Below are 13,408 nucleotides of genomic sequence, written 5' to 3' on the forward strand. Positions count from 1 at the left end.
TGCACTTTGTACCGTCAGAAATGTGATCCAGTCAACACTCGGTGTTGTTGCCGGACTGTTGTCGAACCGTTGCCGCCTGATATCCATTGGCTTGGCACGATGCGCTGGTGAATTCAATGTCCCGTCGCGCCGCGCTGCGCCTGGGCGCCACCGGCGCGGGCGCGGCAGGCCTGTGGGCGCTGGGCGCGCTGCTCAATCCGGCCGATGCGGCGGCGTCGCCGGCGACCCCGCCGGGTCCGGCATCGTCGGGCGCCACGCTGCCGACCCGCGAGTCGGGGTCCTTCGTGTCCGCGGCGCGCGGCGGGGTCGAGACCAACTGGATCATCGCCCGCCCGCCGGGGCAGACCGGCGCGTTGCGCCCGGTGATCGCCCTGCACTGCAAGGACGCCAACGCCGCCTGGGTGATGGATCTCGGTGTCGAGCAGACGTTGGCCACCCTGGCCGCCCAGGGGCGACCACCGTTCGCGGTGGTCAGCGTCGACGGCGGCAACAGCTACTGGCATCGCCGCGCGTCCGGCCAGGACACCGGCGCGATGGTGCTGGGCGAGCTGATCCCGATGCTGGAGAGCAAGGGGATGGACACCTCGCGGGTCGGCTTCATGGGCTGGTCGATGGGCGGGTACGGCGCGATGCTGCTGGGCTCCCGGCTGGGACCGGCCCGCACCGCGGGGATCTGCGCGGTCAGCCCGGCGCTGTACATGACGTACTGGGGCGCACCGCCGGAGGCGTTCGACGGCATCGACGACTGGCGCAATAACTCGGTGTTCGGCCTACCCCAGCTGGCGCAGATCCCGTTGCGGGTGGACTGCGGGACCGGGGATTCCTTCTACGTCGCGGCCCGACAGTTCGTCAACCAGGTGCCGGCCAAGGTGGCCGGCGATTTCTACCCGGGCGGGCACGACGTGGACTTCTGGCGCGCCCACCTGTCCGACGAGCTGGCCTGGCTGGATTCCTGAGCCGCGGTGCTCAGATGCTGCCCGGGGTGCCCGGGATGCCGCCGGCACCACCGTCCATGCCGGTCGGGTCCATCGGGCTCATCGGGTTCATCGGGCTCATCGGGTTGCCCGGGTTGTCCATGTTGATCGGGCTGTCCGGGTTCAGCGGGCTGAGCGGGTCGGTCGGGCTGTCCATGTTCGTCGGGCTGTCTGCGCCGTAGGGGCCGGTGTTGCAGACCGCACTCGCGTTGCCGATGCAGTCGCTCGGGCTGAACGGGTCGGGGTTGTCGGGGTCCGCCAGCGCCGGGACCGCGAACGCGATCGCCGCACCGAGCACCAAACCTCCCACCACGACAGGTGAACGAACGCCGGACAACATCGCGAACCTCATCGGATACTCCCCTCGGTCAGCCGAACCTCTGATCTGGGCAAAGCTACGCCGGGATCGCCCCTCGGGCAGAAGTTCGGGCAAATACCTCGACACCGCCGATCGCGGCGCACATCCGAAAATGCGGTCTCAGGGCTGATTCATCGGGTTCATCGGGCTCATCGGATTGGCCGGATTGTTGATGTTGTTCGGGTTGTTCGGGTTGGCCGGATTGTTGGGGTTCAGCGGGCTGTTCGGGCTGTTCGGGTTCGACGGGCTGTTGGGGCCGTACGGGCCGACGTTGCAGATGGCGTTGGCGTTGGCCATACAGTCGGCGGGATTGAACGGGTCGGGGTTGGCCGGATCCGCACCGGCCGGCACCGCCACCGCGAACGCGGCCGCGGTGATCCCCAGCCCCAACACGGCTACCCGACGAATAACGGGCCCCCGAACCATCGCTCTACTCCCCTCGGGCACGGACACGCGCACGGTCGAGTGTATCGGCGGGCGGAGTCGCAGCCACGTTCAGCAAACGGAGCTTCTGCTCGGCGTACTCCTCCTCGGTGATCATCCCGGCGTCGCGCAGTGCGGCGAATTCCCTGATCTCGGCGGCGATTCCGGTCACCGGGTTGTCCTTGCCGCTATCTCCCGAGGCGGCCGGCACCGGACGAGGCACCGGCGTCCCGGCACCCGTCCGGTTGCCCCGGTTGACGGCGCCGGCCAGGGCACTGCCGGCCATTCCTGCCAGCGCCATCTCGCCGAACGCGGTCCCAACACTGCCCGTCGACACCGTCGGCGCGGTGGCCGTTGGCGTGGTGTAGGCCAGGCTGCGGATCTCGGGGGCGTTGGCGGCCCAGCTGATCGGCACCGAGAGGTTACCGGTTGAGACCGCCTCCCCCATCGCCGCCGACATCGATGTCGCCGGCACGGGCGGGACGAAGGCGGATGGCCGCGACGGGGTCAACGGCGAATACAGGTCAATGGCGTCCAGGATCTCGTGCGCCACATCGGTGGTGTGGTCCTGCTGGTGGAGAATTTCCCGCGTGCTGGCGTCCGCGGAGTTCCACGCCCCGGCCGATACCCCGATACCGACCGACGACGCGGCCAGCGACGTCAGCGCGATCGCGTTCAACCCCAGCAGGTCGGGGATCTCCGATTGCAGCGGAGCAGCGGCCGCCAGCACCGATGCCGCCTGCGCGGGCGCGGAACCCAGCTGTGTCAGGGCCTGTTGCCCACCCGACGCGGCGGCTTGCCCGGCTGTTCCGGCCGGATTGGTGGTCTGCGGCGGCGGGGTGAACGGGGCCAGCTGCAGGGCGGACGCCGAGGCCGCGGAGTAGCCGTACATGGCGGCGGCGTCCTGGGCCCACATCTCGGCGTAGAGGGCTTCGGTGGCGGCGATCGCCCCGGTGTTCTGCCCCAGGATGTTGGTGCTCACCAGCGTCATCAACTGGGCTCGGTTGGCGGCCACGACCGAAGGCGGCACCGTCATCGCGAACGCCCCCTCGTAGGCAGCGGCAGCCGCCTTGACCTGCGACGCGGCCTGCTCTGCCTGGGTGGCGGTGGTGAGCATCCAGGCGAGATAGGGCGCGACCGCAGCAGCCATCGCCTGCGACGACGGGCCCAACCACAGCTGACCGGTCAGCGAGGACACCGTCTCCTCGAACTCACCGGCCGTCCCCCGCAATTGGGCGGCGACCCCGTCCCAGGCCGCGGCCGCCGTCAGGAAGGGTCCCGACCCGGGGCCGGTATACATCAGGGTCGAGTTGATCTCGGGTGGCAGCGCCGCGAAATTCATCGTTCAACCCCCGTCGGCGGGTTGGGCGGTCGAGGTGGCTGCAAGCCACCCCGTTGTCCCTACCTATCTACCAGGCCGCGGGCGGGTTGGCTCGGCGGTTGGCCCGACCGGTCGAATCGGCGCAGCCGCAGGCTGTTGGTCACCACCAGCACCGACGACGCCGCCATCGCCGCCCCGGCGATCATCGGGTTGAGCAACCCGGCCGCCGCCAGCGGGATCGCCGCGACGTTGTAGCCGAACGCCCAGACCAGGTTCTGCCGGATGGTGCGCAGTGTGCGGGCCGAGAGCCGCAGCGCGGCCGGCACGGTGCGCAGGTCCCCACGCACCAGGGTCAGGTCGCCGGCCTCGATGGCCGCGTCGGTGCCGGTGCCCATCGCCATTCCGATGTCGGCGGTGGCCAATGCCACCGAGTCGTTCACCCCGTCGCCGACCATCGCCACCCGGGCGCCGCCGGCCTGCAGCGCGGTGATCGCCTCGGCCTTGCCGGTGGGCAGGACACCGGCGATCACGTCGGCTGCGTCGATGCCGACCTCGGCGGCGACCCGGTGCGCCACCGCGGCGGCGTCCCCGGTGAGCAGCACCGGCCGGATGCCCATCGCCTTGAGTTCGGCGACCGCGGCGGCGCTGCCGGGTTTGACGGTGTCGGTCAGCGTGATGCTGCCCCGCACCCGGTCATCCCAGGAGACGTCGACGGTGGTGCCGGGCTGGGCGGGTGCCAGCAGGTCGACGCCGGCCAGCGATCCGGCCCGCGCCACCCGGACCGTCAGGCCGTCGACGACGGCCGAGACGCCCGAGCCCGGGTCGTTGGCGAAGCCGGTGGGGGCATCCGCTCGCAGACCCCGGTCGCCGGCGGCGGCCACGATCGCCGCGGCGACCGGATGCTCGGAGGCGCTCTCGACCGCCGCGGCCCGGGCCAGCACCAGATCGGGGTCCTCACCGGGACGCGCGGTCACGTCCTGCACGGCCATCACCCCGGTGGTCACCGTGCCGGTCTTGTCCAGGACGACGGTGTCGATGTGGCGGACGGTCTCCAGCACCTGCGGATCCTTGATCAGGATGCCCAGCTGGGCGCCGCGACCGGTGCCGACCAGGATGGCGGTCGGGGTGGCCAGCCCCAGCGCGCACGGGCAGGCGATGATCAGCACCGCGACCGCCGCGGTGAATGCCGCCGCCGCGCCCTGGCCGGCCAGCAGCCACCCGGCCAGCGTGAGTGCCGCGATCACCAGCACCACCGGCACGAACACCGCCGACACCCGGTCGGCGAGCCGCTGCACGGCGGCCTTGCCGTTCTGGGCGTCGGTCACCAGCTGCGCCATCCGGGCCAGCTGGGTGTCGGCGCCGACCCTTCTCGCGCGGATCACCACCCGGCCATAGGTGTTCACCACGCCGCCCAACACGTCGTCGCCGGGGCCGACGTCGACGGGCACCGGCTCACCGGTCAGCGCCGAGGTGTCCAGCGCCGAGGTGCCCTCGACCACCACGCCGTCGGTGGCGACCCGTTCCCCGGGCCGAACCACGAACCGGTCGTCGACGTGCAGGTCGGCGACCGGAACCTGCACCTCAGCCCCGTCGCGCAGCACCGCGGCGTCCTTGGCGCCCAGGCTCAGCAGCTCCCGCAGCGCGCCGCCCGCGGCGCGTTTGGCCCGCGCTTCGGCGTCGCGGCCGGCCAGCAGAAAGACCGTCACCGCGGCGGCCACCTCGAAGTACACCTCGCCGGTGCCGGTGACCACCATCACCGTCGACCACAGGTAGGCGGCCAGCGTGCCCAGGGACACCAGGGTGTCCATCGTCGACGCGCCGTGGGCGGCGTTGCGCAGCGCGGCCCGGTGGAACGGGTAGCCGCCCCACACCACGATCGGTGTGGTCAGAGCGAACGCCAGCAGCTGCCAGCCGGGGAAGTGCCAGGGCATCACCATCGACAGCGCGACGACCGGGATCGCCAGCACCGTCGAGCCGATCAGCCGGGGCCGCAGGTCGTCGGGGACGTCGTGCGGGGGATGCTCGCCGATCACCGATGCCCGGTACCCCGACGATTCCACGGCGCGGATCAGTTCGGTGGCCGTCACCGCGGCTTCGTGTTCGACGTGGGCGCGTTCGACGGCGAAGTTGACGCTGGCCTGCACACCGTCGAGTTGGTTGAGGCCGCGCTCGATCCGTGCCGCGCAGGAGGCACACGTCATGCCGTGCAGCTGCAGATCGGTGGTCACCATAGCGACGAGTATACCCCTAGGGGGTATTAATGGCGTGTTGGTTGCGCCACAGCCGGGCGGCCCCGACCACGGCCAGCACTCCGGCCGCGGTGGCCAGCAGCAACGTCAGCAGCACCATCGGCGGGTGGTAGACCACCGAGGTGGTGTCGGGCTGTCCGTCGAGGATCGGCGCCACGGTCACCGTGGAGCGCACCTGAAGCCAGCTCAGCGCGCAGCCGACCGCCGCGACGACGGCCGCGGCAACCTCGATGCCGGCCTGGATCCGCGCTCTCACCAGCGCGAGGATCCGGTGTCGTCGTCCTCGACCGGCTCGGTCCGCTCGACGACCAGCGGGGTCAGCACCGCCCGCAGCTGCCGGTGGTTGCGTGCCCAGGCCTGCGCGCCGCGGCCTCCGGACAGCCGTATCCCGATGCCGACCCGGCCGCGCGGAACCCCGGTCAGCTCGCCGAGCGCGCGCGACGACTGCCAGGCCGGCTCCTCGTCGCGCTCGGCCGCCGGATAGATCTTGATGATGTCGGCGACGTTGATCGTCTCGGTGCCCTGGCGCAGGGTGCGCTCGGTCAGGTCCAGCGAGGTGTGGATGCGCGCCGCCTTGACCTGCAGTCCCACGAACCCAGACACCATCACCAGGAAGATCAGCGGCATCACCGGCTGGTAGCCGTAGCCGCTGGAGTGCTGGATCATCAGCATCGTCGTGGCCGCCACCGGACCGGCCAGCACCCAGTACCAGCTGGCACCGCGTTCGTGGTACAGCACGGGTTCGGACGGCTCAGCGGGCGGCGCGGGCGGGGACGACGACATATCGGGTCAGCCTAGCCGCGAGCGTGAAGGTGGCTTCACCCTCGTCACCGAACGTGAAGCCACCTTCACGCTCGGCGCAAGGGGCGGGGTCAGCTCAGCCAGCCGGCGGCTTGCGCGGCCCAATAGGTCAGCACCATGTCGGCCCCGGCGCGGCGGATGCTCACCAGCGACTCCAGCGCGGCGGCGCGTTCGTCGATCCAGCCGTTGGCGGCGGCGGCGGCGATCATCGAGTACTCCCCCGACACCTGATAGGCGGCTACCGGCACCGGCGAAACCGCGGCGGCGGCGGCCACCACATCCAGGTAGCCCAGCGCGGGCTTGACCATCACGATGTCGGCGCCCTCGGCCAGGTCGAGGTCGACCTCGCGCAATGCTTCGCGGGCGTTGCCGGGCTCCTGTTGGTAGGTGCGCCGATCGCCGGCCAGGCTGGATTCCACGGCGTCGCGGAACGGGCCGTAGAAGGCCGAGGCGAACTTGGCCGCATACGCCAGGATCACCACATCGGCGTGCCCGGCGGCGTCCAGTCCGTCGCGGATCGCGCCGACCTGGCCGTCCATCATGCCGCTGGGACTCACCACGTGGGCGCCCGAGGCGGCTTGGGCCACCGCCAGATCGACGTAGCGGGCCACGGTGGCGTCGTTGTCGACGCGGCCGGCGGCGTCGATGACCCCGCAGTGGCCGTGGTCGGTGAACTCGTCGAGACAGGTGTCGGCCATCAGCACCGTCGCGTCACCGAGGTCGCCGGACAGGTCGCGCAGCGCGACGTTGAGGATGCCGTCCGGGTGGATGCCCGCGGCGCCGGTGCTGTCCTTGTCCTCGCGCCGCGGCACCCCGAACAACATCAGCCCGCCCACGCCGGCAGCGACGGCCTGTTCGGCGGCCACCCGCAGCGAGTCACGGGTGTGCTGGTGCACGCCCGGCATCGAGCCGATGGGCCGGGGTTCCGCCAGCCCGTCGGCGACGAACATCGGCAGCACCAGCTGCCGGGGTTCCAGCGAGGTTTCGGCCACCAGCCGGCGCAGTGCCGGCGTGTTGCGCAGCCGGCGCGGACGCTGCCGCATCATCTCGCGTTGACTCTGCGTTGAGGGCTAAGGCCACTCGCACTTTTGCGCCATGGGCGCAGAGTCAACGCGAGATAGGTCATCGCCTGCGGCTCTTCTTACGCGGCGGCGGCAACGCGCCCTCGGCCCGCAGCCGGGCGGCGTGCTCGGCCAGCGCCTCCACCAGCGGGCCCACCGCGGCGGTCTCCGGCTGCACGTCGACCCGCAGGCCGAATTCGGCGGCGGTCTCCGCGGTCTTGGGGCCGATGCAGGCGACGATGGTACGGGCGTGCGGCTTGCCGGCGATGCCGACCAGGTTGCGCACCGTCGAGGACGAGGTGAAGCAGACCGCGTCGAACCCGCCGGTCTTGATCATCTCGCGGGTCTCCGCCGGCGGCGGGGCAGCCCGCACGGTCCGGTAGGCGGTGACGTCCTCGATCTCCCAACCCCGTTCCCGCAGGCCTTCGGCCAGCGTCTCGGTGGCGATGTCGGCGCGCGGCAGCAGCACCCGGTTGACCGGGTCGAAAACGCTGTCATAGGGCGGGAATTCGTCGAGCAGCCCCAACGACGACTGTTCGCCGGACGGCACCAGCTCGGGGCTGATCCCGAAGGCACGGACCCGATCCGCGGTGGCCTCGCCGACGCAGGCGATCTTCACACCGGAGAACGCCCGCGCGTCCAGACCGAATTCGCCGAACTTCTCCCACACCGCGCGCACCGCGTTGGTGGAGGTGAACACCACCCACTGGTAGCGGCCGTCGACCAGACCCTTGACGGCCCTTTCCATCTGGGCCGGGCTGCGCGGCGGCTCGACGGCGATGGTGGGCACTTCCATCGGCAGGGCGCCGTGCGAGACGAGTCGCTCACTCATCTCACCGGCCTGGTCCTTGGTGCGCGGCACCAGCACGGTCCAGCCGTACAGCGCGCGACTCTCCCACCAGTTCAGCTTGGCGCGGTTGGCGACGGTGCGGCCGATGGTCACCACCAGCGGACCGGTCAGCGGACCGGCGGGATCGGTGCCGCCCAGGACGGCGGAGTCGGTCAACCCGTGCAGCGTGGACTCCACCGAGCGCTGCGCGCAGGTGGTGCCGTGGGCGGTGACGACGCACGGGGTGGTCTCGGCCAGCCCGTACTCGATCAGGGTGCGGGCCGACTCGGCCAGGTGCGACGCGGTGGCCTGCAGGATCAGCGGGCCCGGGCCGGCGGCCAGGGCGCCCCAGTCCACGTCGCCGCGGACGTCGACCACGGTGTGCGAGGAACCCAGCGGCAGCCCGGCATAGGTCGGCACCGCGCTGGTGGCGGGCAGACCGGGCACCACCTCGAACTGGGCGTGCGCGCGGGCCACCGTGTTGACCTCGGTGATCACCGCATCCACCGACAGCGGGTCACCGGCCACCAGCCGCACGACGTCGGCGCCGGCCTTGGCCTCCGCGATCAGGGTCTTGGCCACCTCGGTCGGGTCGCCCAGCGCGGGGCGGATGTCGGGACCGCCCGCCAGCACCGGCGCCGCGGTCTCAGCGGTCGGGTCGGCGGGGTCGGCGGCGACGTCCTCGGCCGGCGCGGGTCCAGAAACCGGCGGCAGGTCGGCACCGACCAGCGCCAGTACGGCCTCGGGCACGTCCGGGTCGGTAAACACCAGAGCGGCATTCGTCAGCACGGTCCGCGCCCGCAGGGTCAGCAGGCCGGGGTCCCCAGGACCCGAACCCACAAACACGATGCGGCCCGGCTTCGGCTTACGCCCCCGCACGCTCACTTGGCGAGCCATCACTTACTCCCAGTCACCTCTCTCACGCGGTGGTCTCACCGCGTGTCCGACATCAGTTCGCGTGCCCCCAGCTCGAACAGCTCTGCGGCCACCGAGAGCCCCAGCTCCCGGGCCCGGTTCGCAGTTCCGAGGCCGGACGCACGGATCACGTCGGATCCGTCCAGCGCCGCCACGCAGCCGCGCAGCGACAGCTCCTCGAAGACCCGGCCGTCCTCATCGATGGACTCGACCACCTCGGCGATCGCGCCCACCGGTGCGGAACAACCCGCCTCCAGTTCGGCGAGCAAGGCTCGCTCGGCGGTGACCGCCGCGCGGGTGTCGGCGTCGTCAAGCTCCGCCAACAGCGCCGCGAGTGCGGTATCGCCGGCGCGGCACTCGATTGCGAGTGCACCTTGAGCGGGGGCCGGCAACATCTGCACCGGCTCCAGCGTCTCGGTGACTTCATCGAGGCGCCCCAGTCGGGCCAGACCCGCCCGGGCTACCACGATTGCGTCGAGCTCACCGCTGCTTACCCTGTTCAACCTGGTATCTAGGTTGCCTCGTAGGGGGCGGATTTCCAAACCGAGACCCAGTGCTCTAAGCTGTGCGGCCCGCCGCGGGGATGACGTGCCCACCAACGCGCCGGTCGGCAACTCCCCGAGCACCATTCCGTCGCGGGCAACGACCACGTCGCGCGAGTCTTCGCGCGCCGGGATGGCCGCGATGGCGAACCGGGCGTCGGCGGCGGTCGGCAGGTCCTTGTAGGAATGCACCGCCGCGTCGACGCGGCCGTCGTGGATCGCCTCACGCAGCGCCGCGGTGAACACCCCCACCCCGAGGTCAGCAATCGGCGCCATGGACTCATCGCCCACCGTGCGGATGATCACCAGTTCGGCCGGGTGGCCGTTGGCGATCAGCGCGTCGCGGACCGTGCCGGCCTGGGTGGTGGCCAACGCGCTGCCCCGCGTGCCAATTCGGATCACGCCGCCCAAGACGGCTCCAACACTGCTTTCAAAACGCTTACTGTCCAGCCTCGGTGTCGGTAGGAACATCGGATCCGGGTGCTACCAAAGGCAATTCGCCAGCGGTAGCGACCGCGTCGACTGCTTGCGGGTCGAGCTCGAACAGCTCGCGAAGTGCTTCGGCGTAGCTGTCTCCACCGGGTGCACCGGCCAATTGCTTGACGCGCACGGTGGGCGCGTGCAGCAGCTTGTCGACCACCCGGCGCACCGTGCGGGCGACTTCTTCGCGCTGCGCGGCGTCCAGGCCGGGCAGCCGGTTGTCGAGCCTCAGCAACTCCGCGGTGACCACGTCGGCGGCCCGCTGCCGCAGCGCCGTCACGGTCGGGGTCACCTCGGCCATCCGCTGTCCGGCCAGATACGTCGCGACTTCGCGGGCCACCAGCTGACGGGCGGCCTCGGCGTCGGCGGCCGCGGCCCGCGCGGACGGCTCACGCTGGATGCGGTCCATGTCGCCGACCCAGACGCCGGGCAGCCCGGCCACCGCCGGATCGACGTCACGCGGCATTCCCAGGTCGCAGATGGCCAGCGGCTGCTGCACCTCGTCGCGGTTGTTCCCGGCCAGCGCGTGGTGCACGTCGGCCAGCGAGACCACCGGCCGCACCGCCCCGGTGCACGCCACCACCACGTCGGCGCGGCCCAGGGCGCCGGCCACCTGATCGAGGGTGAGTGCGTCGGCCGTCGTCCCCGATTCGGTGATCTTCTCGACTAGGCGCTGCGCCCGCGGCAGCGACCGGTTGACCACGTGAATGTGGCCGACCCCGGCCCGCCCGAGGTGCGCGGCCGACAGGGCGCCCATCGCGCCGGCGCCGATCACCACGGCGGTCTTGCCGGCCAGGGTGCCCAGCTTCTGTTCGGCCATGCCCAGCGCGACCGACACCACCGAGGCGCCGGCCGCGTCGATCGACGTCTCGGAGTGCACCCGTTTGCCCACCGACAGCGCCCGTTGGGCCAGTTCGTGCAGCACCCGCCCGACGCTGTTGTTCGTCTCGGCCACCGCATAGGCGCGGCGCACCTGCCCCAGCACCTGCTGTTCGCCGACCACGGCCGAATCCAGGCCGCTGGCCACCGCGAACAGGTGCTCGACGGCGGCCTCGCTGTAGCGGACGTAGGCGTATTTGGTCAGATCGCCCATCGGAATCGAGGCGTGGTCGGACAGGATCTGGCCGATCGCCGTCAGCCCGCCGTGGAACGCGTCGACCACGGCGTAGACCTCGACCCGGTTGCAGGTCGACAGCATCATCGCCTCGGTGACCAACGGTGACTGCAGCACCTGGTCGATGATCTTGATTTGGTCGGCTTCGTCGGTGCTCAGTTGTTCGAGAACGGAGACCGGCGCGCTGCGGTGGGAAACCCCGAAGAGCAGGACGCTCACGGCTGAATCACCTGGCCTGCCCCTTTGCTTTCACCAGTGATCGAACTGACCTCCACGGTAAACGCTGAGCGTCGGGGCCACCAAATTTCGCGTACTTTGCCCCGGCGGTGCTATGCGGCTGTCAGGCCCCCGGCTCGGCGCCCAGATCGGCCCGCAACCGGTCCTCGTCCAGCTCCCAGTAGCTGTGTTCGCGCCCGTCGAGCAGCACCACCGGCAATCGGTCGCCGAATTCGGCCCGCAGCGCGGTGTTTCCCGCCGCCGCGGCCGCGTCGACGTCGGTGGCGGCCAGCTCGAAGCCCAGCTCATCGGCCAGCTCGCCCAGGCGCGCGTACAGCCGGGCGCACACCGCGCAGCCGTCGCGGGTCAGCAACTCCACCTGGCGGTTCACGGTGACCAGTGTCGCACCGGAGCAGGCCCGCTCCGGGACCGCTGCCAGATAAAGTTGGGACAACACACGTGCGGCACAGTTCTGTGAAGGAGCCCCGATGGCGTCCACCGACCCGGGCGACACCGACGCTGCGTCGGGTGACGACGCCAGCGCCGTGCGGGGCGTGGTCAACGACGCCGCCGTGGTTATCGACAGCCTCGACGACGGGGACACCGAGCCCGGCCCGTCGCCGGTCGATCTGACCGCGGCCGCGTTCTTCGATGTGGACAACACCCTGATCCAGGGTTCCTCGCTGCTGCACTTCGGCCGCGGCCTGGCCGCCCGCAACTACTTCACCTACCGCGACGTGCTGCATGGCCTGTACGCGCAGGCCAAGTTTCAGTTGACCGGCCGGGAGAACAGCGACGACGTCGCCGCCGGCCGACGCAAGGGGCTGGCGTTCATCGAGGGCCGAAGCACCGCGGAGCTGGCCGAGCTCGGTGAAGAGATCTACGACGACATCATCGCCGACAAGATCTGGCCGGGCACCTTGGCGCTGGCCCAGATGCACCTCGACGCCGGCCAGCAGGTGTGGCTGGTCACCGCGACGCCCTATGAGCTGGCCGAAACCATCGCCCGCCGCCTCGGCTTTACCGGCGCACTGGCCACCGTCGTCGAATCCGAGCACGGGATCTTCACCGGCCGGCTGGTCGGCGAGCTGCTGCACGGCGCGGGCAAGGCGCACGCCGTGCGGTCCCTGGCGATCCGGGAGGGGCTGAACCTCAAGCGGTGCACCGCCTACTCCGACAGCTTCAACGACGTGCCGATGCTGTCGCTGGTCGGCACCGCCGTGGCGATCAACCCGGACACCGCCCTGCGGGTGCTGGCCCGCGAGCGGGGCTGGGAGGTTCGCGATTTCCGCACCGCCCGCAAGGCCGCCCGGATCGGGGTGCCGTCGGCGCTGGCGCTGGGGGCGGCGGGCGGAGCCCTGGCGGCGGCCGTGTCGCGTCGCCACGAGCGCGGCTAGCGCGCCACCCCGGCCGTAACCGGCGCCGAGTGGCATTCTCACGACGGGACACGCCGTGGATCCGTCGGGAGAATGCCACTCGCGGGTGGGCGGGGCCGGTCCCAGCGCTGATAGGCTTCCGCCGCCGAGCAGTACTGGGAGCGGAGGGCAACCGGGCATGTCAGTGCACACAGAATCGCAAGGAATTATCGGGACCCACTACCGGTATCCGGACTACTTCGAGGTGGGGCGCGAAAAGATCCGCGAGTTTGCTACCGCGGTCAAGGACAACGACCCGACGCACTTCGACGACGCCGCCGCCCACGAGGCCGGCTACGACAGTCTGGTCGCCTCGCTGACGTTTCTGGCGGTCGCCGGTCGTCAGGTGCAGCTGGAGATCTTCACCAAGTTCGACATCCCGATCAACATTGCGCGGGTGCTGCACCGCGACCAGAAGTTCCTGTTTCATCGGCCGATCGTGGCCGGCGACAAGCTGTACTTCGACACCTACCTGGACTCGGTCATCGAATCGCACGGCACGGTGGTCAGCGAGGTCCGCAGCGAGGTCACCGACGCCGAGGGCAAGCCGGTGATCACCAGCGTCGTGACCATGCTCGGCGAGGCGGTCAACCACGACGCCGACACCCAGGCCGCGACCATCGCCGCGATCGCCTCGATGCGCAACAAGGAGTGATGCGGGCCGGTGGCGGCCCGGTGGCGAGCAGACGCAAAAGTGCCCATTTCGACAC

At 70.8% G+C, this 13,408-nt stretch carries 14 protein-coding genes; 3 read left to right on the forward strand and 11 right to left on the reverse strand.

The features are described from left to right. Positions 1-116: 116 nt before the first annotated feature. On the forward strand, positions 117-956 hold the full coding sequence (locus AC5Y36_RS23180) for an alpha/beta hydrolase (RefSeq protein ID WP_500043330.1): 840 nt from the start codon (positions 117-119) through the stop codon (positions 954-956). Positions 957-966: 10 nt separating this feature from the next. Here AC5Y36_RS23180 and AC5Y36_RS23185 read toward each other — a convergent pair whose 3' ends face one another. The 11 genes from AC5Y36_RS23185 to AC5Y36_RS23235 form a co-directional block, all read right to left on the reverse strand. Further along, positions 967-1,326, reverse strand: a complete 360-nt coding sequence (locus AC5Y36_RS23185; protein ID WP_500043315.1) for a hypothetical protein — start codon at positions 1,324-1,326, stop codon at positions 967-969. A 126-nt stretch (positions 1,327-1,452) separates the two neighbouring features. Continuing rightward, complete coding sequence (locus AC5Y36_RS23190; RefSeq protein WP_500043316.1) at positions 1,453-1,758, reverse strand: hypothetical protein; 306 nt, start codon at positions 1,756-1,758, stop codon at positions 1,453-1,455. A 4-nt stretch (positions 1,759-1,762) separates the two neighbouring features. Then, positions 1,763-3,097 (reverse strand): PPE family protein, SVP subgroup, encoded by a 1,335-nt coding sequence (locus AC5Y36_RS23195; protein WP_500043317.1) that lies wholly within the window; start codon positions 3,095-3,097, stop codon positions 1,763-1,765. 59 nt (positions 3,098-3,156) lie between these two features. After that, entirely contained in the window at positions 3,157-5,307 is a 2,151-nt protein-coding gene (locus tag AC5Y36_RS23200; RefSeq protein ID WP_500043318.1) for a heavy metal translocating P-type ATPase, read from the reverse strand. Positions 5,308-5,323: 16 nt separating this feature from the next. After that, positions 5,324-5,581 (reverse strand): hypothetical protein, encoded by a 258-nt coding sequence (locus tag AC5Y36_RS23205; RefSeq protein WP_500043319.1) that lies wholly within the window; start codon positions 5,579-5,581, stop codon positions 5,324-5,326. Beyond that, positions 5,578-6,108: a transport-regulating membrane protein Mce1N gene (mce1N, locus tag AC5Y36_RS23210; RefSeq protein ID WP_500043320.1), complete on the reverse strand. Its 531-nt coding sequence runs from the start codon at positions 6,106-6,108 to the stop codon at positions 5,578-5,580. Before mce1N ends, AC5Y36_RS23205 begins: the two co-directional genes overlap by 4 nt. Positions 6,109-6,197: 89 nt before the next feature. Further along, entirely contained in the window at positions 6,198-7,172 is a 975-nt protein-coding gene (gene hemB / locus AC5Y36_RS23215) for a porphobilinogen synthase (protein ID WP_500043321.1), read from the reverse strand. 76 nt (positions 7,173-7,248) lie between these two features. Next, positions 7,249-8,913 (reverse strand): bifunctional uroporphyrinogen-III C-methyltransferase/uroporphyrinogen-III synthase, encoded by a 1,665-nt coding sequence (locus AC5Y36_RS23220; RefSeq protein WP_500043322.1) that lies wholly within the window; start codon positions 8,911-8,913, stop codon positions 7,249-7,251. A 35-nt stretch (positions 8,914-8,948) separates the two neighbouring features. Then, positions 8,949-9,875 carry a hydroxymethylbilane synthase gene (gene hemC / locus AC5Y36_RS23225; protein ID WP_500043323.1) on the reverse strand — a complete coding sequence of 309 codons (927 nt, stop codon included), beginning with the start codon at positions 9,873-9,875 and terminating at the stop codon, positions 8,949-8,951. A 37-nt stretch (positions 9,876-9,912) separates the two neighbouring features. Further along, positions 9,913-11,286, reverse strand: coding sequence for a glutamyl-tRNA reductase (locus AC5Y36_RS23230; protein WP_500043324.1), 1,374 nt, complete (start codon positions 11,284-11,286; stop codon positions 9,913-9,915). A 121-nt stretch (positions 11,287-11,407) separates the two neighbouring features. Beyond that, positions 11,408-11,674 (reverse strand): glutaredoxin family protein, encoded by a 267-nt coding sequence (locus tag AC5Y36_RS23235; protein WP_500043325.1) that lies wholly within the window; start codon positions 11,672-11,674, stop codon positions 11,408-11,410. Between the two features lie 97 nt (positions 11,675-11,771). Here AC5Y36_RS23235 and AC5Y36_RS23240 point away from each other — a divergent pair, with 97 nt between their 5' ends. Next, entirely contained in the window at positions 11,772-12,680 is a 909-nt protein-coding gene (locus tag AC5Y36_RS23240; RefSeq protein ID WP_500043326.1) for an HAD family hydrolase, read from the forward strand. 157 nt (positions 12,681-12,837) lie between these two features. After that, the gene (locus AC5Y36_RS23245; RefSeq protein WP_500043327.1) at positions 12,838-13,353 is read left to right on the forward strand and encodes an FAS1-like dehydratase domain-containing protein; all 516 of its coding nucleotides are present in this window, start codon (positions 12,838-12,840) and stop codon (positions 13,351-13,353) included. Positions 13,354-13,408 lie beyond the last annotated feature (55 nt).

The sequence above is a fragment of the Mycobacterium sp. NGS50 genome (assembly GCF_059812545.1).